Annotated in this window: 20 protein-coding genes; 7 read left to right on the forward strand and 13 right to left on the reverse strand. The window is 64.0% G+C overall.

Going from position 1 to position 21,620, the window contains the following annotated elements:
• Positions 1-22: 22 nt before the first annotated feature.
• Complete coding sequence (locus tag NEK97_RS16465; RefSeq protein WP_235517342.1) at positions 23-334, reverse strand: DUF4229 domain-containing protein; 312 nt, start codon at positions 332-334, stop codon at positions 23-25.
• An 87-nt stretch (positions 335-421) separates the two neighbouring features.
• On the opposite strand from NEK97_RS16465, the gene NEK97_RS16470 reads away from it, so the two are divergent.
• On the forward strand, positions 422-862 hold the full coding sequence (locus NEK97_RS16470; protein ID WP_257370861.1) for a PLD nuclease N-terminal domain-containing protein: 441 nt from the start codon (positions 422-424) through the stop codon (positions 860-862).
• A 6-nt stretch (positions 863-868) separates the two neighbouring features.
• The gene (locus tag NEK97_RS16475) at positions 869-1,471 is read left to right on the forward strand and encodes a hypothetical protein (RefSeq protein ID WP_257370862.1); all 603 of its coding nucleotides are present in this window, start codon (positions 869-871) and stop codon (positions 1,469-1,471) included.
• On the opposite strand, the gene NEK97_RS16480 is transcribed toward NEK97_RS16475, so the two are convergent.
• The 10 genes from NEK97_RS16480 to NEK97_RS16525 form a co-directional block, all read right to left on the reverse strand.
• On the reverse strand, positions 1,452-2,942 hold the full coding sequence (locus NEK97_RS16480; protein ID WP_257370863.1) for a dynamin family protein: 1,491 nt from the start codon (positions 2,940-2,942) through the stop codon (positions 1,452-1,454). The two genes, NEK97_RS16475 and NEK97_RS16480, sit on opposite strands and share 20 nt — an antisense overlap.
• A complete protein-coding gene (locus tag NEK97_RS16485) occupies positions 2,939-4,804 on the reverse strand; it encodes a dynamin family protein (protein ID WP_257370864.1) in 1,866 nt (621 codons plus the stop codon). The genes NEK97_RS16480 and NEK97_RS16485 overlap by 4 nt, the downstream gene beginning before the upstream one ends.
• A 128-nt stretch (positions 4,805-4,932) precedes the next feature.
• Positions 4,933-6,276 carry an IniB N-terminal domain-containing protein gene (locus tag NEK97_RS16490; protein WP_257370865.1) on the reverse strand — a complete coding sequence of 448 codons (1,344 nt, stop codon included), beginning with the start codon at positions 6,274-6,276 and terminating at the stop codon, positions 4,933-4,935.
• A 175-nt stretch (positions 6,277-6,451) separates the two neighbouring features.
• Positions 6,452-8,503, reverse strand: coding sequence for a helix-turn-helix transcriptional regulator (locus NEK97_RS16495; RefSeq protein ID WP_257370866.1), 2,052 nt, complete (start codon positions 8,501-8,503; stop codon positions 6,452-6,454).
• Between the two features lie 2 nt (positions 8,504-8,505).
• On the reverse strand, positions 8,506-10,620 hold the full coding sequence (locus tag NEK97_RS16500; protein ID WP_257370867.1) for an Hsp70 family protein: 2,115 nt from the start codon (positions 10,618-10,620) through the stop codon (positions 8,506-8,508).
• A gap of 174 nt (positions 10,621-10,794) precedes the next feature.
• Positions 10,795-11,862 (reverse strand): c-type cytochrome biogenesis protein CcsB, encoded by a 1,068-nt coding sequence (gene ccsB, locus NEK97_RS16505; RefSeq protein WP_235517350.1) that lies wholly within the window; start codon positions 11,860-11,862, stop codon positions 10,795-10,797.
• On the reverse strand, positions 11,862-13,583 hold the full coding sequence (locus NEK97_RS16510; RefSeq protein WP_257370868.1) for a cytochrome c biogenesis protein ResB: 1,722 nt from the start codon (positions 13,581-13,583) through the stop codon (positions 11,862-11,864). The genes ccsB and NEK97_RS16510 overlap by 1 nt, the downstream gene beginning before the upstream one ends.
• Positions 13,583-14,338 (reverse strand): cytochrome c biogenesis CcdA family protein, encoded by a 756-nt coding sequence (locus NEK97_RS16515; protein ID WP_257370869.1) that lies wholly within the window; start codon positions 14,336-14,338, stop codon positions 13,583-13,585. Before NEK97_RS16515 ends, NEK97_RS16510 begins: the two co-directional genes overlap by 1 nt.
• Before the next feature lie 4 nt (positions 14,339-14,342).
• Positions 14,343-14,948: a TlpA disulfide reductase family protein gene (locus NEK97_RS16520; protein WP_235517352.1), complete on the reverse strand. Its 606-nt coding sequence runs from the start codon at positions 14,946-14,948 to the stop codon at positions 14,343-14,345.
• A 5-nt stretch (positions 14,949-14,953) separates the two neighbouring features.
• Complete coding sequence (locus NEK97_RS16525) at positions 14,954-15,619, reverse strand: histidine phosphatase family protein (protein WP_257370870.1); 666 nt, start codon at positions 15,617-15,619, stop codon at positions 14,954-14,956.
• Between the two features lie 207 nt (positions 15,620-15,826).
• Between NEK97_RS16525 and NEK97_RS16530 the strand changes: the two genes are divergently transcribed.
• The 3 genes from NEK97_RS16530 (at position 15,827) to NEK97_RS16540 (ending at position 18,376) form a co-directional block, all read left to right on the forward strand.
• A complete protein-coding gene (locus NEK97_RS16530) occupies positions 15,827-16,378 on the forward strand; it encodes a YceI family protein (RefSeq protein ID WP_257370958.1) in 552 nt (183 codons plus the stop codon).
• A 250-nt stretch (positions 16,379-16,628) separates the two neighbouring features.
• The gene (locus NEK97_RS16535; protein WP_257370963.1) at positions 16,629-17,327 is read left to right on the forward strand and encodes a hypothetical protein; all 699 of its coding nucleotides are present in this window, start codon (positions 16,629-16,631) and stop codon (positions 17,325-17,327) included.
• A gap of 251 nt (positions 17,328-17,578) precedes the next feature.
• Entirely contained in the window at positions 17,579-18,376 is a 798-nt protein-coding gene (locus NEK97_RS16540) for a hypothetical protein (protein ID WP_257370871.1), read from the forward strand.
• Positions 18,377-18,426: 50 nt separating this feature from the next.
• On the opposite strand, the gene NEK97_RS16545 is transcribed toward NEK97_RS16540, so the two are convergent.
• Positions 18,427-19,134 carry a redox-sensing transcriptional repressor Rex gene (locus NEK97_RS16545; protein ID WP_235517356.1) on the reverse strand — a complete coding sequence of 236 codons (708 nt, stop codon included), beginning with the start codon at positions 19,132-19,134 and terminating at the stop codon, positions 18,427-18,429.
• A 76-nt stretch (positions 19,135-19,210) separates the two neighbouring features.
• On the reverse strand, positions 19,211-19,465 hold the full coding sequence (locus NEK97_RS16550; RefSeq protein ID WP_257370872.1) for a glutaredoxin family protein: 255 nt from the start codon (positions 19,463-19,465) through the stop codon (positions 19,211-19,213).
• A gap of 139 nt (positions 19,466-19,604) precedes the next feature.
• Here NEK97_RS16550 and NEK97_RS16555 point away from each other — a divergent pair, with 139 nt between their 5' ends.
• A complete protein-coding gene (locus tag NEK97_RS16555; RefSeq protein WP_257370873.1) occupies positions 19,605-20,423 on the forward strand; it encodes an HAD family phosphatase in 819 nt (272 codons plus the stop codon).
• A gap of 180 nt (positions 20,424-20,603) precedes the next feature.
• Complete coding sequence (locus NEK97_RS16560) at positions 20,604-21,569, forward strand: endonuclease domain-containing protein (protein ID WP_257370874.1); 966 nt, start codon at positions 20,604-20,606, stop codon at positions 21,567-21,569.
• Positions 21,570-21,620 lie beyond the last annotated feature (51 nt).

Consider the following 21,620-nt stretch of genomic DNA (forward strand, 5'->3'; position numbering starts at 1 on the left):
GGCGTTAGCTGTATAAAGACGCCTATTTGGTGCCGGGGCGCTTGTCGTTGTTGACGGCGATGTCCGGGTTCTGCTCCACGAGTCCGTCCTCGGCCGCAGCATCCTCGACCTCCCCGGCGGTCCGGATGGGCTTGGCCCGTCCGGAGAAACGTTCGTGCATGGACGCCGTAGCAGCGTCACGCTGCTTCTGGAAGAAGAGGTAGCTGATGGCGAAGGCAATCAGTCCGGCAAAGATGACCGCCAGGAACCAGCCCACCCCCAAAAAGACGAACAGCACGAACAACGGCGCGAACAGCGCCAGACGGATGAGGGAATACTTCAGGAAAGCCACCATCCAAGTTTAGCCGCCCGGATGGTTGCACTCTGATCACGGCCAAAAGTGGGCATCCGGTGAAAGCCTTGCGGAGACTAGACTTGATGCATGCCCCGCGTTATAGGTGTCGTCGTAGTCCTGGTCATCTTCGTCTATGCCCTGGTGGATGTCATCCGCACGGACCGCCACCAGACCCGCGGGATTTCCAAAACCGCGTGGATCATTGTGATGATCCTCCTGCCACTGCTGGGCGCGATCCTCTGGTTCATCTTCGGACGCCCCTACGGCAGGCCGGCCGCGCAGCCTGTCCGTCGCCAACCCACTGCCCCCGATGACGACCCCGAGTTCCTCCGAAACCTGGAAGCGCGCCGCCGGAACCAGGCCGAAGATGAGCGCCTGAAAAAGCTCAAGGCTGAACTGGAAGCCAGGGAGCGCAAAGCCGGAGAGAATCCCCCCGACGGCAAGAACAAGGGCGCGAAACCAGGTTTCACCGCCGGCGAGGCCAAGCACGGCGAGCCGGATCCGCATGATACCGACGAGCTGAAGTAGGCAAACATGGCCCAGCAAGCTGATGGTTCACGGCAGTCACCCTCCACCACACCATCAGCCAGCGGGCCAACAGCAGTACCCGCGCCGCCACCCCGCCCCGGGATCACCCTGTCCAGTGCGCCGCCGATTGCCGCAACCACCAAACCACCCACGTTTGCACGGGTCTCCCGCTCGCTGTGGGTGGCAAGCTTCCTGGCCGGACTTGGCGTTGTGGTGACTGGCTTCCTGGCCCGGGATTCGCATTTTGAACGCCTGAAGGGCCTCATAGGGACCATGGTTCCGGACGGTGACGCTGTAGCGGTTGACGGTGCCACCGCCGTCGTATTTCTTGGGAGCCTCGCCATGCTGGCGCTGGTCATGGCCATGGAAGCAGTAATCCTGGCCGTCCTCTTCAAACGCCGGCTGTGGGCGCGATGGGCACTGGCTCCGGTGGTCCTCCTGCACGCGATCGTCACAGTCATTACCCGCGACTTCGTGGTGGCGCCAGGCTCTGAAGGTGTCCTGGCAACATTGCTGCTGGCGGCGCAGTTTGTGTTGGCGGCGGCTGGCCTGATCCTGCTGTTCCTTCCGTCCACCACATCCTGGCTGCTCAGCGAACGGCGGCGGTAGGAACCATCATCGCCTCACAGCTACGCATTACGACGCGGCAAGCCTCCACCGCGCGCGGTTCGGTCAAGGGGTTCTCCGCAACCAGCCGCCAGCGCTGAAGGCTATCCCTTGCAGTTTCGCTGATAAGGCGGTCATCCGCGTCCCGGGCAAGGCCAAGCCGCAGCGCGGGGCTGCTGCCTCGCCCGCCCACCAGCCGTTCCGCTTCGACCGACGCTGCGGATCCCAGGCCCACCCCGCCCGTCCTTAGGTCCGCCAGGAGCTTCAACTCCCGGAATTCGTGGGCACCGGCCTGAAGCCTCTCCAACGCGGCTTCCACTGGTGCCGCGCGTTCTTTCGGCGCCCCTCTCACCAAGGCTTCCCTCACCAAGGCTTCCACACCCACGACGGCGGCACGCGCCTTCAGTGCGTCGGCCCGCGTTTGGAAGAGGTGCTCGACGGTGTCGAGGAGTTGGCCAAGACCGCTGCGACGTGCCAGTTCATGGGCAAGGTCGGTGGGGTTGTTGGTCCCGCCACGGATGAGGGCCACGCCGAGGCGGATGCCGAACAAGCCGAACCTGTTCACCAGCGAGGACTTCGTTTCCGGGTCGAGTTGCCCGGGGCCGTCGCCGCGGACAAAACGGTCCACGGACAGCATGAGCCTTTCCCGTGAATTCCTGTCCATGTGTGCCAACAATTGCAAGGCCTCGGCATCTGATTGACGCATGGTCCTGGAGCTTTGTGCGAGCAGCCCTGCCACTGGGACCACTCCCAAGGCCAGGGGCCTGAGGTTTTGGTCCTTGCTGTACCTTTCGGCAATCACGGCCGCGGAGATCAACGAATCGATCCTCCCTGCTCCGATTTCATCGGCCCGGGAGAGCACGGCCAAGGCATTGACCGTCCCGGGTTGGCCAGCGGCTGTGTCTTTGAATGACTCAAGGAACCTCACATCGGAGGCGTGCAGGTGCCGCATGAGGTAGATGACGGCATCAGCGGCCGCCGGCGAATCCTCGGGCAGCAGAAAAGCCGTGGACCGTGCGGACACCTCCTGGGACAGGGAGGCAATCCCGGGCGTATCTATCAGGGTGAGATCACGCAGGCTGGCTGCCGGCCAGTCCACTACCAGCCGTTCCACTTCCTCGGGCCGGACCTCACCCAGGGTGAAGACCAGCCGACCGTCCACCCGCGTGACCGGGAGTCCTTTCGGCTCACCTGTGAGGGGGTAGAGGGTGATCCGTGGGGTGTGCCCGAAGCGGTACCACGTGACAATGCGGGTGCACTCCCCCGCATCGGTGGGCGCTATTTCTTCGCCGATGATTGCGTTGAGGAGGGTTGATTTGCCGGCTTTGACCATCCCGGCCACGGCAATGCGAAGTGGCCCGGCAAGCCTGGCATCCAGCTCGTCCAGCACGGCGAGTGCCTCGGCGTCGTCGTGGAAAGCGTCACGGGCCAGTCCCAGCAGCTCCGTCGCTCCAGCAATACCGGACGGCATCATCCGGCGGGGACCGTGGACGGTGTTTGCTGTGGATCCGAGCTTCTGTCCAGCAACTGCCGGGCGCCTGAGCTGAGGGCATCGACCACCCTGAGTTGGTTCCTGATCTCCTTGATCCGCATGTCACGCTCTACGGCGTAGGTGGCCGCGGCTTTTTGGGCGGCGGCAACAGATTCAGTGAGGGAACGGTGATGCTCTTCAGCGATGTCAGTGAAGTGGTCGCGCGTGGCCCGCTGGACCATCCGCAGCCTGTCCTTCAGCTGCTTGCCCACCTGGAAGACGACGTCGTCCACCTGCTTGCGGACAAGCATCTTGGCTTCGGCCTGGCGCCGTTTCAGCCGGGCTTCCTGTTCTTCGCGGTATGCCTTCCGACCCAGCATGAGGCCCGCACCCACAGATAGCGGATTGATCAGCGCGAGGCCGAACAGCCCTGTCAGCAACCCGAACATCAGGACTCCCCCATAGGACCCCCGCATCCCGATCAGGATCTTCTGGACCGCCCCCATGCGGCCGTCTTCCATCTGTTGGATGTCCGCCACCGGGTCCAGCACGCCTCCCGTATCCGAGACCTGCAACGTTGGCAGCACCACCTCGTCTTCGGAGAAGTGCCCGGCCACCTGGCGGGCCAGCCATTGTGCCCTTTCGTTGGTCCACACGAAAGTGTCCGAAACTCCGGCGGCCGTACTTTGTTCCAACCACGAGGTGAACTGCTCCCATGCCGGTCCGGGGTCCCCCTGGTCGATGGCGGCTTCGGCTTCGCGTTGGATCCTGCGGAGCCTGTCTTTCAGGTCGTACTCCATATCCGCGATGAGGTCTCCGATCCCGTCGTTGAGGGTGATCTGCCACCGGGCCGATCGTTTACGGAGGGCGTCGGCGTCCTCCTTCGCCGCTTTCAGCCCGGCAATCATGTGCGGTGTGCCTTCGGGATTCTCCAGGGCACCCAGCTCTGATTGCAGGGCAAGCCTCAGGTGTTCGGTGACGGAAAGGACGTCGTGGGCTACGGACCGGCGTTGCAGCCTGGCAGCCTCGCCCACAATGTTGGTGCGAAGGTGTGAGATCAGCGCCGGGAACCCTGATTCCTCATTGAGTTCTGTGTCCTGGAGCCTGGCTGCCTGCAACCGCAGTTCGGAGGAGACAGGGAACAACGGGATGCCGGGCGCTACAGCTTCCAGGTGGCCTTTGTCCAGGTCAGCGATTTGCCGCCAACTGGGATAGAGGTCCGTTTTGGAGAGCACGCAAAGCACGTTGGGGCTGATCCGCATTGCTTGATGGAGGAACCGGATTTCCGGCTCCGTGTATTCCTGCGAAGCGTCAGACACGAACACCATGGCGTGGGCGGATGGAAGCGCCGTCAGGGTGGTGAGCGTATGGGAGGAGCCCAGCCCGCCGACACCCGGGGAATCAACCATGGTGAGGCCCCCGGCGAGCATTTTGCGGGGAAGCGAGACCTCGGCCGCCACGATGTTCCTGGCGTTTCCCGGGTTTCCCTTTTCGGAAACATAGTCTGCAAGCTCATCGAGCCCGATCGGTTGCCGCTCCACGGGGGCTTCTTGTCCGCTGTCGGTTTCCGTGGCGCTCCCGCCGTGGCGGGGCACAAGAACGACGGCCGACGCCGGGTCCCCCTGCCGTACGACGGTTGGGACCGTTGTGGCAATGTCGTCGTCCACGGGACAGACCGGGGCGTTGACCATGGCGTTGATCAGCTGGCTTTTACCCTGCTTGAATTCGCCAACAACAATCACACGGACACTGGGGTCCCGGAGCCGCTCCAGGGTATTTTCCAGGCGTCGCCTGAGGTCGTTCCGTTCCCCCACGACGGCAATGCCTTGCTCCACCAGTGTGGTCATACGTACTGTTTCCGCCACAAATTCGTCCTTTGCTCTGCCACCCTTGGACGGGAGGCCACGAAGTGCCCGGCAGGTGTGTACGACCTGCCGGGCACTGCCTGGGGACTTCGCGGTGCAGCATTTCGCTGCGCCGTTTGGTGCACTGGTTACTGGTCGATGTCCACGTCGTTCTTGGCGACGACGATCGAGTCGTCGATGTCGTTGTACTCGACATCGAGGTCGTTGTCGGCGATGACCGTGTTGTCCTCGACGTTGGTGTAGTCCACGTCCACATCGCCCACTGTGGTGGAGTTGTCCTCCGTGTAGGTCAACTCGTTGTCCTGCGCCACCACCGAGTCATTGATCACCTGGACGTCCTCAACGTCCACGTCGGTGGAGTTGAAGGAGTCCGCCACGTTGACGGAGTTGTTCGAGTTATCCGTGTTCGTGGTTGTGTTGGTCGTCGTCGTGGACGAGTTGTCCGTGTTGAAGGAGTCCGCGATGTCAACATCGATGTCCGCATCAACATCCACGGAGTTGTCCTGCGAATTGTCGTTGAACGAGTCCGAGACGTTGTTCGTGGTGTTGTGGACCGAGTTGTCGGTCTCCTCGTTGAAGGAGTCCTTGATATCGACGTCGACATCCGTGTCGGTGTTGTAGGAATCCTTCGTTACCGAGTGGTCGTCGTTGAAAGAGTCCCTGACATCGATGTCCGTGTTGCCCACCTCAACATCGCCGTCGCCCGACTCCGTGATGTTGACCGAGTTGTCCGTGGAGTGGTCATCGGTGTGGGTCGTCGTCGTGGTGGTTGTCGTGTTTCCGGAATCCCTCACGTCTCCGCCGGCCGCGATGGCCCCATCCCCCGAAGCAGTCACGGCATCCTGGTTGAAGAACTGCGTGACGTCGCCATCGGCCCAGATGTTCTGGTTGACCGACTGGTCGGTGATGGTGTCGCGGTCGTCGATGGTGGTGGTGTACGAGTAGTTGTTCACCACATGGATCAGCTGCTGGACGGCGTGGGCGTGATCATCATAGTCGCCACCACCGGCACCGCCATGCCCGCCGCCGTCGTGCTCATGGTCGTCGCCACCATCATGGCCGTCCCAACCGCCACCGGCACCGCCATGCCCGCCGCCGTCGTGCTCATGGTCGTCACCACCATCATGGCCGTCCCAACCACCGCCGGCACCGCCATGCCCACCGCCGTCGTGCTCATGGTCGCCGCCACCGGAATTGTGGGGGCGACCGCCGCCTTGGCCACCGCCTTCCCAGCCGCCGGTGGAAGCGTGGTTGCCGCCAGTGTTGTATTCGCGGTCGAACGAGGAGCGGGCGTTGATGGGTGCGTAGTCCAGGACCACGGGCCGTGCGGCGTCGACGTCTGCCGAGGAGACGTGCCGCAGGCCGGCCGCGGAAAGGGCCGCTTCCGGGTTACGTACGAACTCTTCGGCTGCGTCAGGATCGTTGAACAGGCTCATCAGGAACTGCACGAGCTGTTGTGCGAGTGTAGGCATTGGAGTGCTCCCTCAAATTCTGTGGTGGGTGGTAAATGGCCCGGCGCCTTTGCCGGGCTCCCACTCAACGTATGGCCCGGGCCAGGGGCGGGGCATCGGGGGCGGTCCCCCTACCGGCCACCCCGGCGTTAGGGGATCCGGTGCATTCCCGTTAGGGGGTGGAGGGGGTGACCGACTACGGAGGTGGGTACCCCTCCCCCAAGGCCAGGCGGAGCCGGACCAGCAGTTCGGAACGGTTTTCGGCACCCAGCCGGCGGCGCATCCGGGCTACATGATGCTCTGCGGTGCGGGGCGAGATGTAGATGGCTTCGCCGATTTCGCGGTAGGTTTTGCCCTCCAGAAGCAGTCGGCCCACTTCCCGTTCCCTGACGCTCAGGCCTGAAGAGTCAGGTATGCCTGGGGCCTCTCCCGCATCCGGCAGCGGCGCGCCTGGGTCCTGACGCCCGGCAGCTTCGGCCCGCTCGGAAGACCCTGCAGTGGTGCCCGCGGTGGTGGTTGCCCCCTGCGGATGGATATCCCTGGCACACGCCAGCAGCCGTACCATGTCGCGCCGTTCATCGGCGTGCGCGGCGGCGTGGCCGGCCAACCGCGCACCTTCCCATGGCATGCCTACCGCAGCCAGCCCACGGGCCGCCGTTTCGACGTCGGACGCTTCGAACCTGCTGGCGAGTACGGAAACCCAGGCCTTTCCGCCAGCGGCTAGGACAGAGGCCAGATGGCTGTGTTCGGACGCGCGCACCAATGCCGCAGCATGCGGAGCAAGTTCAGCGGGGCTTTCGCCCAGCAATGCGGCCTGCACCCCCGCCCAGTGCAGCGGAACCGACCACAATGGCGGATTTCCCAAGCGGCCCAACAACTCCCACGCACTGTCCATGGACGGCGAGATTCGTCGCGTCTCCCGTAGCCTCGCTGCGGCTATGGCCAGTTCTCCCCAGGGCAGCAGGCTGAAGAGGTCCACGGATACGTGCATCATGGCCTCGCGGGCCCTGTCCCAGGCGAGCACCAGTTCGTGCACCTCGCTGCCGCGCCGCGCCAAGGCCACCTCCAGTGCCGCCAACAGGAAGGTATCCCGTGGAGCCAAGGGCCAGTGGTTGGCCTTGACGGCCTCATTGATGGCCAAGCGTGCTTCTTCGGGGTTGTCCTGTTGCATTGAGCACCACGCCTGAAGCAGGAACAGCCTGGGCCTGCAAGCATCTCCGCCCTGGCCGGCGGCGATGGCAGCACTGAGCACCGTGTCCGCCACCGCGGGTTCCCCACTGTGGATCGCACAGAGAGCCGCCAATGCCGCAGGGGTCTCCGGCAGGGGAATCGATGCGCCAGCCGCGTTCATCATGTCTGACGCCCGGATGAGTTCCGGCAACGCCCGCTGTGGTTCCCGCCCCAGGGTGTGCCTGAGCCCCTGCTGGGTCAATGTCAGCGCCACCGCCAAGAGCGTAGGCGAACCCGCCAACGGTGTGGCGCCGAGGAGTTGCCCGGCGCCGGTTGCATCACCGGCGCCGATCATTGCCACTGCTGCCAGCGGCGCGGAATCGTCAATCCTGTCAGGGCCAACCCACCTGTAAGTGTCCGCGCCACGGGCCAGCATGCCGCGGTGCGCCCACACGGCAGCGGCAACGTCCGCACCCAGGCGAAGCCCAGGGGCATCGGGCATGGCCAGAAGCCTGTCCACGATTCTTCCCGCAGCGTCCAAGTCGCCTATAGCTGCAGCGGCTTGGGCCCGCCGCGCGGCGGTGGGAAGCTCCGGAGCTCCGGCAAGGAGTGCTTCGGCGAAGAGATCGGCGGCCAACTGTGGATCAGCATCCAGCACCAGGTCCGCCCAGCGTTCCAGCTCCTCCGCCACACGGGGGTCCTGCAATCCGCTCCGTGCGAGCTCACGGGCAACATCACCCAGGCCCGTCTCTTCCTGCAGGATCTTCCCTACCAGTTCCCGCTGCAGTGCACGGAGTTGCGGCTTGGGCGCATTGTTCAACAGCGCGTATTGGACGGTCCCCACCACGGTTCCATCCGGAGAAAGCAGCCCGGCTTCCTTACCGGCTGCCACTGCGTCTTCAAGCCCGTCCCGGGTCTCCAGGTCCTCCGGCAGCGGCCCAGGCAGGGTGAAGCCTACTGACAACGCAAGGAGCAACTCTCGGAGCAACGCATTGTGTCCGGCAAGGACCACGTCGGGCCGATCGGGAGTTGCGTCCTTGCTGGTGGTGGGTTGGGAAGCATGGTCTGGTCCTGTCATGCCTAAGCCACCGAGGTCGACGCGGTATCCAGGCTCGGGCCCTTATCCGTGGTGGCAGGCGGCGGGACAGGTGGCGGGTCGGTGACCGGGGCGGGATCCTGCGTCGGGGCCGGATCACCCAGCGGCGCGGTTGGTTCGGGAGACGGCGGTGCAGGGTCAGGCGCAGGTGGCGGAGTCACAGGGTCCGTGGCCGGTGGAGGGGTGGTCCCCGGGTCGGTGGCCGGTGGAGGTGTGCCAGGACCGGTTGGCGATGCAGGTGTCCCGGGGTCCGTTGCCGGTGGCGGGGTGCCAGGACCAGTGGCCGGTGGCGGGGTCCCGGGGTTCGTTGCGGGCGGAGGTGTAGGGCCACTCGCCGCGCCACCGGGTTCCGTGGGTGTGGAGGGCGTGCCCGAACCCGGCGGCGTGCCCGTTCCAGGCGTCGTGCCCGAACCCGGCGTCGTGCCCGTTCCCGGCGTCGTGCCCGTCCCAGTGCCCGGCGTCGTGCCCGTGGTCCCACCAGCGGCTGCTCCAGCCTGACCCTGAGCCCCAGCCGGGGTACCGGAGCCGGTTCCAGCGGGTCCGTTCGCTACCGAACCACGTCCTGTCCCGGTCGCCCGCTGCACCGGGCTTCTTCCGGCCCCTGCTCCCGCCCCGGCCGGGCCGGCACCTGTTCGTGCACTGGCTTCAAGTCCCGTCGCCGGCGCCCCGGTCAACGGAGCGGCCGCGGCTGGGCCGCCACCGGACGCACCGTCACGTGTTCCGGAATCCTGGGCACCGCCGTCGCGCATTACGTCAGCGGCTTGAGCCCCGAACATTGATGCGAGCAGTCCGTTGCCGTCCGGGCTCTGCGCAGCAGTGGCGGTGGCGATGGCCAGGGCTGTCGCGGCGGTAGCAGCGGCCGCAGCCATCCGGACGCGGGGCCGGGGCGCGTGCCTGCCGGGACGTCCAGGGGCCGCCTTCACGACGCCCGCAACGGGGACACGGGCGACGACGCGCGGCCGCGTGGCCTCCGGTTCCGTAGGTGTCGCAGCCGGTGCATCGGCCGCCACAGCGTCTGCCACCTGGCTGAGACCGGCAAGCGCGGCGCCGCGGCAGATGGACGACTTCGGATCGGCGTCAACAGCTATCGGGCGGCCCAGTTCAACGGAAATCAACTCGGCCACGAGCGGAATACGCGAGGACCCTCCGATCAGCAGCACAGCGCTCAGGTCCTGAGGCTCAAGACGGTTGCTCCGCAGGCTGCGCTCCAGGGCGTCCACGGTCTCGCGGAGAGGCTGCTCGACCATTGCTTCGAACTCGGAACGGACCAGCCTAACCGACTGCTGTGTCCCGGGGAGCGCCACCGCAACGCTCGCTTCGCTGTCCATGGAGAGGGCTTCCTTGGCTTCGCGGCATTCCCGCCTCAACCGCGAAAGAGCGGCCAAGGTCTCCGGCGATGCGGGGTCCAAACCCTCTCCGGCGTTGCCCAAGTGGCCCATCACGTGACGCAAGACAGCGGCGTCGAAATCGGCGCCGCCAAGGGTTTCTATGCCATCCGGCCGCCCGAGGAGCTCGAAGTTCCCCGCACCCACCTTGCGCAGGATGGCCGTGTCGAAAGTGCCACCACCGAGGTCGTACACGGCGATGACGCTTCCGTCCTCCACCCTCGTCTGGGAGGCGTAGGGCAGTGCGGCCGCTTCAGGCTCGCTGAGCAACGTCACCGCTTCGAGGCCCGCGACGTTCAACGCGGCCTGCACCACTGACGTGCGGTGCGCACCCCACGCCGCCGGGTACGTCATGACGATCGACGACGGCGAACTTCCCTCCCGCTCTTCGGCGCGGTCCACCACCCACCGCGCCATGGAGGCGTAGACGTCCTCGGGTGCCAACCAGTTGTCCCCTACGGAAAGGGGGACGGAATCCCCGATCCTGCGTTTGAACTCCCGGACCATCCGCTGGGGGTCGTCCAGCCCCCGCCGCTCGGCGGGTTCTCCCACCAAAACCCGGCCGTCGTCGGCGTAGTAAAGTACGGATGGCACGGCGCTGCCGTGCAATCCCAAGGGAAGGATTTCCGGTGGTGATAGCGGCCCCTGGTGGGGCCTGGCCAGTGCTGCTGCGGTAAAACTTGTCCCGACGTCAATGGCGAGAACATAGCTCATAGCTACCTCGAAAGTTCACATGGCACCGCGCTGCGGTCTTCATCACAAGCGGGTCCTGAACAAGTTAGCACCTGCTAAGCATGTGCAAAAGGCTCAGTTGCTACAGCGATTTGTTGATTTCGAGGCCGACACCGACCATCCTGGGCATCATTCCTGCTCAGGCAGGAAATGGGCCTAAAGTCCCGAGTAGGAATGCAGGCCCTGGAAAACAGTGTTGACGAGCGTGAAGTTGATAATGACACACGCGTAACCCACGATCGACAACCACGCCGCGCGGGTTCCGGTCCAGCCACGGGTGGCACGTGCGTGCAAGTAGCCTGCGTAGACAACCCAGATCACGAACGTCCAGACTTCCTTCGGGTCCCAGCCCCAGAACCTGCCCCAGGCCTTCTCGGCCCAGATGGCACCGAACATCAAGGTGAAGGTCCAGCCGATGAAGGCAATGGCGTTGATGCGGTAGGAAAGGTTCTCAAGGCTCAGCGCGTTGGGCACCACCCGCATGAACGAGAGGTTGTCCTTGCGACCGGCCGCGAGGTTCTTCTGCCTGTAGGACTGAAGCAACTGCAGCACGGACATGGCGAAAGTCAGGGTGAACAGTGCCGAGGACAGGACCGCGATGGAGACGTGGATGATCAGCCAGTAGCTCTGCAGGGCCGGAACCAGGTGGCCCACCGGGGTCCAGAATGAAACGGAAGCGGCAACCAGCATGATGATGGCCAGGCCAAGGACGAAGGTGCCCAGGAACCGCAGGTCGCGGCGGATCAATGTAACAAGGAAGACGGCGACAGCCACGAAAGCACCCGTGGTGAGGAACTCGTACATGTTGCCCCACGGCACCCGCCCGGCGCCCAGTGCGCGGGTGATAACGCCAGCGGCGTGGATCAGCACACCCAGGACCGTCAGCGCCACGGCAATGCGCGCGGGTACGCGCCGTTCAGCGGCGTACTTCATGTCGCCTGCCGCGGTTCCGCCCTCAAAGGTGAGGCTCGACGTCGGCCGCTCGGCGCGGCCTGCCGGCCCACCGGCGTCGGCACCGCCCAGGGCTGCACCTACGCGACCAGCTGCGACCGTCACCTTTTCGCCAGCCGAGCTGGCCGCCGCCTTGAGGTCCACGGCTTGGAACGTCTTGCTGCTTTTCGCCAGGTCCCAAGCGAAGGCAATGAACGCCACGGTGTACGTGCCGGCGGCCAACAGCATGAACAGTTCGCTGTACTGGCCCAGGGTTTCGTTGATGGCTGGCATTACTGGTCCTTCGAGGTTGAGGAAGAGACTGCTGTTGTGGGGGGTGCCTGAGGCGTTTCCGGGATGTTCCATTCCCGGGCAAAGAGTTCACGGAGGGCCGCGGCCTCGCCGGCCAACCTGTGGTCTTCACCGCGGGCAAGGAGGCCGTATTCCACCATGGTGCGGCCGTCGGCGTGGGTTCCGGTGCGTACCCAGACGCGGCGTCGGTTGACGTACAGGGACGTCATGAGTCCTGCGACTGCCAGGAGGCCGAAAATCAAGGCATACAACTGGCCGGGGTTGTGGTGGATATCCACGCCAATGTACTTTTTCACGCCGTCGAACGTGATGCTGCCCTTGCCTTCGGGCAGGTTGACGGTTGCTCCGGGAGTCAGGGTGATGCCGCCTGCCGCGAGGTTGCGGCTGTTCAACGGCTTGAGCTTCTCGACGTCCAGTTCAAACACGTTCTGGGGCACGCCCTTGTCCAGGCCAAGGTCACCGTAGAACGAGTTGAGGCTCAGCTGCGGGTTGACCAGTTCGGGGGCTCCGCTGAAGGAGATCCCATCACTGGTGACCAACGCCGTGGGGAGGAAGAAGCCCACGAATCCGAGCTGTTCAGGCTTGGCGTCCGGCACCTTGATGACCACGGAGGAGTAGTAGTTGTCGCCCTGGACCTTGGCGATGACCGGGCCTTGGAAGGACACGTTGCCCTGGCCGTCACGGACGGTCACCATGGGTGCGTAGCCGTTTCCCGTGAGGTACAGGCTGGTTCCGCCCAGGGAAACGGGATCGTTGACCTTCAGGGTTTCCTTCTTGGCCGGCGAATCAGGAGTTTCCTTGGTGGTGACTTCGGCGGTGTAGTCGATGGGCTGGCCGGCCTTGCCCGGTGATTCGCGGTCGAACTTTGCATTGAACTTGTCCAGCTGCATGGAGTAAGGCTGCAGGGAACTGCTCTGGAAGTTCGTGCCGGGCGTGAATTGGTCGTAGCCCACCAGGGTGTTCACGAACGTATCGCCCTCCACCAGGATGCGCTGGCCGCTGTAGCCGAAGAGGCCGCCAATTGCCACGGACACCAACACCCCGATCAGGGACGTGTGGAACACCAGGTTGCCCACCTCCTTCAGGAAGCCGCGCTCGGCACCCAAGGACGGAAGGTCGCCGTCGGCGTTCCTGACCTCGACGCGGTAGCCGCGTTTCTTGAGCAGTCCAGCGGCATCGTTGATGGCCTTCGACGCCGGGATCCCGGCGTCGGCGGGCAATGCGAGGGTGCCGTACTCCGGCAGGCGGGAAAGGCGCTTGGGAGTGCGCGGGGGCTGCGACTTCATGGCCTTGTAGTGGGCGATCGCGCGCGGAGTGACACAGCCGATCAGCGAGATGAACAGCAGGATGTAGATCGCAGAGAACCAAGCAGACGAGTACACGTCGTAAAGCTGCAACGCATCCAGGAACTGGCCGTAGGACGGGTTGTCCTTGATGTATTGGGTGACCACGGCAGGGTTGGCGGGCCGTTGCGGGAACAATGACCCGGGAACAGCCCCCACCGCGAGCATGAGCAACAGGAAAAGCGCCGTCCGCATGCTGGTGAGTTGCGTCCAGGCCCAACGCAGCATGCCCCTGAAGCCAAGCGCGGGAAGCGCGGCCTCGGACTTTGCCTGCTGGAGTTTGCCTTCGCCTGCTGTGCCTTCTGCGGTGGCGCGGTCAGCGGGAGGCGACTTCTTCTTGGCTTTCACGGACTCACTCATCAGATCGGCAACTTCACGTCGTTTTGGAACCAGTACTGCAACTCGGTCACCCAGGTCCCCCACACTCCGGTGGCCATCAGGATGCCGAGCAAAATCAGGATGCCTCCGCCGATCCGCTGTATAGCCAGGCGGTGCTTGCGGAAGAAGGACATGACGCCCATGCCGCGGCGAACGGCCAAAGCGATCAGGAGGAACGGAATGCCCAGGCCAAGGCTGTAGATGAAGGCAAGGAGTGCACCCTTGGCCGCCGACGAACCGCCGGACAGGCTCAGCAACTGTACCGCGGAGTACGTCGGACCGATGCAGGGTGCCCAGCCGAGGCCGAACGTGAGCCCCAGCAGAGGTGCGCCCCACAGGCCCGCCGGCGGTTTGGCGTGGATTTTCGCGTCACGCTGGAGCCAGCCGAAACCGCCCATGAACACCACGCCCATGACAATCACCAGAAGGCCAAGCACCTGGGTGATCCAGGCGTTCTGCGGACCGGTCAGGAGGGTACCCAACTGACCGAAGGCACCGCCGAGCAGGACGAAAATCACCGAGAAGCCAAGGACGAACAGGCCGATTCCGGCCAGCATGCGGCCACGCCGCTGCTTTTCAAGGTCGACGCCGGTCAGTCCAGTGACGTAGCCAAGGTACCCGGGCACCAGGGGCAGCACGCATGGCGAGAGGAAGGAGACCAGCCCGGCGAGCAGTGCCACGGGCACAGCCAGCAGCAGGGATCCGTTGAGGATGGTCTCGGCGAAGGGACTGTTCACGGTTCTACTCGGCCACTGCGGAGGTGATGAGGGCCTTCAGGGTGCTCTTTTCAATTTCGCCAAGCACGCGGGAAGCAACCTTGCCCTCCTTGTCCAGGACCAGGGTTGTGGGCACCGCGCCTGGTGGGACGATTCCCGACACGGAGAGCAGCACTGCCCCGTCCTTGTCGTTGAAGCTCGGGTACGTGAGGTTAAACGTCTTGTCGAATGCCTCGGCCGTTGGTTGCTCGTCGCGCAGGTTCACGCCGAAGAACTGGACGCCCTGGTCCTTGAATTCCTGGTGCAGGGCTTCAAGCTGCGGAGCTTCGATGCGGCAGGGAGCGCAGGCGGCAAACCAGAAGTTCAGGACCGTGACCTTGCCCAACAGGTCTTCGGGCTTTACTTCCGCGCCGGTGAACAGTGTGCCTTTGAGTGCCACGGGAGCCGAGCGGTCAGCCTTGGCGAACTCGGTCACGGAGCCGTCGCCGGCTACATAGTTCTTGTTATCGCCCTTCCGGGCCTGTTCGGCCAGGGAGTCCTTTTGGGCGCACGCTGAAAGGCCCATGGTGAGTCCAGCCAGCAGGACACCCCCTGCAGTCAGTACTCCTCGGCGTGAAAGATTCTTGTCCATGGTCCTTAGGCTCCGGGGGTGCTTGCGGCGCCGGGGAGCAACGCTGCGGCAGGCTCGCTGTATTCGACCCGGACGATCTTGCCGTCCTGGTCCAGGGTGAGGGAAGTCAGGGAGGTGAGGGTGCATTCACGCTTGCGGGGGTCGTGCGCCAGCCGGCGGCCTTCCGCCGTCAAACGGGTGGACCAGATGGGCAGTTGGTGGCTCACCAGGATGGCCTCGGCGCCATCGCCGCCCAACTCGATGGCCTTGACGCGGGCATCCTCAACTGCAGCCAGGACACGGGCAGCCTGCTCCTTGTACGGCTCACCCCAGGACGGCCGCAGTGGATTACGGAAGTAGAACCAGTGCTTGGGCTTGAGGAACTCGCTCTTGGTGGGGTGCAGTCCCTGGAAGTGGTTCTCTGCCTCGATGATCCGGGGTTCCGTGTGGATCTCAAGTCCCAGTGCCTCAGCCGTGGGCAGCGCCGTTTCCTGCGCCCGGGTCAGCGGAGAGGCCGCCAAGTGTACGATCTTGGCGCCTTGGGCAACCTGCGCCGAGAAGTGCTCGGCCAGCATGCGGGCCATCTCACCACCGCGTTCGGAGAGGTGGAATTCCGGCAGGCGACCGTACAGGACGCCGTCGGGATTGTGGACCTCGCCATGGCGAAGGAGGTGGACAGTTGCTTGGGGCATGTTTACCAGTTTCTCAAAGAAGCGGGGCGATCCGAAATCTTCTACCGCTAGTAGAACTCAAAGTTTTACAGAAATGTTCCGTGGAGTTGGAACAAAAGATGCATATGCATGTTTATACTAGACACGAAGCTCGGTTGACGCTTCAAGCAATGAGTTCAGCCGGGCAAGCACGCAGTACCTTCCACTACCCATAGGAGCAACACCATGATGACCCTTCCCGCTTCCGTTACAACCGGCACCTGGACCCTCGACGCTTCGCATAGCGAAATCGGCTTCACCGTCCGCCACGCAGGCATCAGCAAGGTCCGCGGCCAGTTCAAGGACGCCGCGGCCACCTTGGAAGTTGGCGAAACCCTGGCGGACTCCAAGGTCTCCGCAACCATCCGGACCGCCAGCTTCGACTCCGGCGACGTCAACCGCGATGGCCACGTCAAGGGCGAAGACTTCTTCGATGTCGAGAAGTTCCCGGAAATCACGTTCGTTTCCCGCCACGTCAAGGCCAACGGAAACAGCTTCGACCTCGTGGGCGATCTCACAATCAAGGGCGTGACCAAGGAAGTTTCCATCGAGACCGAGTTCAACGGCGTGGCCGTCGATCCGTTCGGCAACACCCGCGCAGGCGTTTCCGGCGAAACCACCATCAGCCGCAAGGAATTCGGCCTCACCTGGAACGCAGTCCTCGAAGCCGGTGGCGTCCTGGTCAGCGACAAGGTAGTCATCAACCTGGAACTCGCGTTCATCGCACCGGCTGCCGCCTAAGTCCAGCCTGTACCCTGCGCGGATCCTTCCCTTGTCCGTAACCCCCGCGGCACAACGCCGGGTGTGACTCTCAAGGGCGGGATTCATAGCGGGACCCCCACGACGGCGCCTCCTCAGCATCACGCTGCGGGGGCGCCGTTTGGCTGTCTCGAAGATCACCCGCCAATTATTCGGCAGATACCCCCTGATTAGCTGCGAGTTGGCTCCGAATTTCCTATGCATCCTTCAACCACCGGTCTAAAGTGATGCCATGAGTACCCCAGACGAAGCACCTCAGCCACAGCAGCCCGGCTCACAGCCTCCGCAGCCCGGCAATGTTCCTCCTGCGGGTTACCAGCCACCGCAGGCCTACCAACCACCCCAGGGCTACCAGCCCCCATCCCAACCGGGGCAGTACTCCCAGCCCGGAGCGTCCCAACCTGGCCCGGCGCAGCCCGGTGCCGCCCAGCCCGGGTTCCACTTCGAAATGCCCACCGACGGCCCACGCAATTTCAACGACGTCATGCCGCAGGGCGGCTTCTCGGGAATGTTCAAGACGCAGGGCCTTCCCACGGAGTTGAAGGTTTCCTACTTCATCTGGGTGATCTCCGGACTCCTGGGCCTATTGTTTGGGCTCATCGGATTCTTCGCCGTCATCGCAGCTTTCGCTTTTGCACCGGCGTTCGCCGCGATCGCCCTGGTCCTGCTCCTGCTGGCCCTCGCCGTTGCAGCCGCCCAAGTAATCCTTGCCATGAAGATGAAGGAAGGCAAGGAGTGGGCGCGGCTCGCCTTGACCATCGTGGCCGCCGTTTCACTGTTGCTCGCCATCTTCGGGGCGGCCAACGGTGGAGGTTCCGGCATGGGCCTGGGCGGTAACTGGTTCGGTTTCCTGGTCAGCGCAGTTGCCGTCGTCTTGATGTGGCTGCCCAACTCGCAGCTCTGGTTCAAGGCAGTCAAGGGCCAGGTCTAGCGTCCACGCCAGTTCCGTCGTCGGGCTCTACCGACGTGAAGGCCGCGGTGCAATCCCTCCGGATTCCCGCGGCCTTCATCATGAAGGCGTAAGCCCACATGATGATTTTCGCCCTAGCCATGGAATTCCTGCGTGTGTTTGGCTATAGCGTCAGACCCGGGATGTACGGTGGAAACAGAACCACGCTGGGGGCAGGGTCATTTTGCTGATCCCGGCGGCCGAACCAGCAGTCGAACAAGCAAAGGAATGCCATGAGCAACCCTCCCTACCCGCCGTCGAACCCGGGTGACGCCAACCAGCCTGAGCAGGCCGGCTCTCAGCCGTCCGCACCTCAGTACGGCCAGCAGTCCCCGCCTTCTGCACCGCAGTACGGGCAGCAGGCTCCGCAGTACGGGCAGCAGTCCCCGCCCGCCGCGCCGCAGTACGGTCAGCAGTCGCCGCCCGCCGCGCCGCAGTACGGGCAGCAGTCGCCCCAGTATGGCCAGCAGGCCTCCCCGTACGGCCAAGCCCCGTCCGCGCCCCAGTATGGCCAGGACACCAACTGGCCGAGCCAGCAGCCCGGCCCCACTACGGTTCCGCCGATGGTCAACTACGCCTTCTGGATGATCATCGCAGCCGGCGTCCTCTCAGCCATCAGCTCGCTGCTCCTTGCCACCACCGGTGCCGACGCCTTCATCAACGCCATGAACCAGCAGGCTGCGCAGCAAGGCACCGACCTTCCCGCAGGCTCCATGGAGGGTATGCGGGGCGTCATCTCCGTGAGCGCCATCGTTGGCGCCATCATCTCCCTGGGCCTCTACGCGCTGGTGGGCTTCAACGTCCGCAAGGGCAAGAACTGGGCAAGGATCCTGGGCACCGTATTCGCCGCCATCTCAGTCCTCGGCCTGACCAGCCTCTTCCAGTTCGGCCCCACCTACGGCGTGCTGCAGCTCGTGGTGATCCTGCTGGGTGTTGCAGCAATCGTCATGCTGTACCTGCCGGCGTCGGCTCCGTATTTCCGGAAGCCCCAGCCGTTCGGCAACCCGTACCAGACTCCGTACGGCCGCTAAACCGGCGGGCCTGTCATAAGGCAACCCAACGGGCGTAGCCCCGGCGAAGGCTAAACGGCCTGGCCCGGTGTCTGCGCCCGTTGTGCGTGGTAAGCCAGGATTTGAAGCTCCGTGGCCATGTCCACCTTGCGGAGGTTGACGTGCGGCGGGACCTGCAGCAGCACCGGAGCGAAACTGAGGATGCTTCGGATTCCAGCGGCGATCACGCGGTCGCAGACTGCCTGCGCCACAGTGGCCGGCAACGCGAGCACCACCATGTTCGTGTGCGTACGCTCCAGCACCCGCTCCAACTCGGCTGAGTCGCTGACCCGCAGCCAGCCCACCTCGTTGCCGATCACCATGGGGTCGGCGTCAAAGATAGCGACAACGTCGAAACCCCTGGACTCGAAGCCGCCGTACCGGGCCAACGCCTTGCCGAGGTTACCGGCACCGACGATCGCGACCTTCCAGTCATGGGTCAAGCCCAAGGCCGCGGCGATATGACGGCTCAAGTATTGGACCTCGTAGCCCACGCCGCGGGTGCCATACGAGCCGACGTAGGAGAGGTCTTTGCGGAGAGTGGAAGAACTCACGCCGGAGGCTTCGGCGAGGGCTTCGGACGAAACCCGCTCCACGCCTTCTGCCAGCAAAGAGTTGAGCGCACGCAAATAGAGAGTCATCCGGGCCACAGCCGCGGGTGGGATCTGCTTGGCGGCAGGTTCGTTGTCCTCGGAAGTTGCTTCCGCGGACGGTTCCAGCGCAGTCACGGTATTCTCCATTGCGTCGCTTTGTTGTTCCACTCTATGACCCCCGGGCGGGCTCAACCAAAGCGATTACTTACGGGTAACGGCACCCTCAGCCCTCCAGGGCTTTCTTCAAGGTGCGGGTCAGCCGTTCCTCGTCGATCTTCCAAAAATCCCGCTGCACACCGTCAACAAGGACCACGGGAATCTCCTCCGCGAAGCGCTCCCGCAGCTGCGGATCGCCGTCGATACTCTGTTCTTTCCACTCCAGACCGAGGCTTGCGGTGACACGCTCGACGGCGGCACGCGCCTCCGTGCAGAGGTGGCAGTCAGCTTTGGTGAGGAGGACGACGTCGGGAGTAGCCATGGGATAACGGTAACCTCCCCACCAACCCTCACTCACATCCCACCCCCTTCAACCCAACCCTCACTCACATCCCACCCCACCGGAGCGCGTGCCAGTGCGCCAACAGCGAGGTGTACCAGTGATTGACTAGACTCAAGTCATGCCCGAGGAGAAGAACGCCGCTGTCGCCGCAGCTGCCAAAGCGCAGAAGCACACCGGCGAAGCTGCTTTCTTCGACGTCGACAACACGTTGATGAAGGGCGCCAGCCTCTTCCATGTGGCCCGAAAGATGTATGAACGCAAGGCGTTCACCTTGCCGCAGGCGGCTGGTTTTGCTTGGAAGCAGTTCAAGTTCGTGCTGCGCGGCGAGAACATGGAAGACGTTCACGCGGTAAGGGATTCCGCACTCACTCTTGCGGCAGGCATCACTGTTGATGACATCAAAGCCTTGGGCGAAGAGGTCTACGACGAGATGATCGAGTCGCGGATCTGGCCGGGAACCAAGGCTCTGGCTGAACAGCACCTCAGAGTGGGCCGCAAAGTCTGGCTGGTAACGGCAACCCCGATCGAGGTGGCCACCGTAATCTCAACCCGCTTGGGCTTGACGGGCGCGCTGGGTACTGTCGGCGAAGTACACGACGGCATGTACACGGGGAAGCTCGTGGGCGACATCCTGCACGGGCCCGCTAAGGCAGTCGCGGTCCAGCTGGTCGCCGACCGCGAGGGTTTGGACCTGGACCACTGCTGGGCCTACAGCGATTCTGCCAACGACATCCCGCTGCTGACCATGGTGGGGCACCCCGTCGTCATCAACCCCGACGCGAAGCTGCGTCGGCACGCCCGCGACAACAATTGGCCCGTCTACGACTTCCGTTCGGGCCGACGTGCCGCCACTCTCGGGCTCAAAGCAGCTACGGTGGGCGGCGCGATCTATGGTTTGTGGCGGGGCTTCTCCAGGTTCCGCGGCCCCCGCATCTGATCCTCGCTCACATCCCACCCCCTTCAAACCAACCCTCGCTCACATCCCACCCCCTTCAAACCAACCCTCGCTCACATCCCACCCCCTTCAGGCCAACCCACGCTCACATCCCCAGGACGTGGTCCCCGTCCCTGTGGATAACTTCTGCAGCTCCAGCGGGATCTGGGTCAGAATGCCGGTATGCAGATTCCCATACCCGTGCCCTCCAAGCTGGCATCCGCCCCGTTTACACTTTCGGAGGCCAAGGCCGCCGGCCTCGCCCATCCACAGCTCTGGAAACGCGTCAGTATCGAGGCTGTGAGCAAGGGCATATACCGGCCGCAGGACTGGGCCTTTGATCTGGAATCGGCTGCTCGCTCGCTCTCGGCTGCGAGCCCTGGCGCTTGGATCTCACATGTCACTGCCGCCAAGATCCACGGATTTTCACTCCCACCTTGGCTGTCAGATTCCAATGAGCTGCATCTGAGCAAGCCGCGGAGTCTGCCTGCGGTGCGGCGAAAAGGTGTCACCGGCCACACGGTTGTGGTCTCGGAGGGTGAAGTAGAGCTCAATCACGGCATGTGGATCAGTACACGTTCCAGGACCTGGTTGGACTTGGCCCGAATGCTTCCGCTGAATGAACTGGTCAGTGTTGGCGACGAACTCATTCGCATCCCCAGGCCCGAATTTGAGCAAAGGGACGCGCCGTTCACGACCATCCACGAACTACGCACCATGGTGGATCGCCACAAGAACCTGCAGGGCGTTGTCCGTGCGAGGGAAGCACTGGACCTGATGCGGGTCGGTGCCGACTCGGCGCCGGAGACTGCGCTCCGCCTGGCTATGTTCGATGCTGGGCTTCCCGACCCGGAACTCCAGGTGCGCCTATACGTCAACGATCCTTTCTCGCCGTCAGCCGACCTCGGCTACCGCGAGCGTCGGGTCGCTATCCAGTACGACGGCGGTCATCACCTTGGGCAGGAACAGATCCTCAGTGATCGGCGAAGGGACAAGGCATTCGAGGCAGCGGGGTGGACGGTGCTTATCTTCGGGAAGTCGGACCTCGCGGACAACTTCGCTAATGCCACCCGTCAGATCAAAAGGGCTCTAAGAAACGGCTGGGTAGACCCATCGGTCCAGGCGGGCTTCGCGCGGCCCCACGCGTGAGCGAGCGTCTAGGGGAAACAGGCGGGACGTGAGAGAGCGTCCGCAGGAAAC

This window comes from Paenarthrobacter sp. UW852 (assembly GCF_024608385.1).
In the GTDB taxonomy this organism is placed as follows: Bacteria; Actinomycetota; Actinomycetes; order Actinomycetales; family Micrococcaceae; genus Arthrobacter.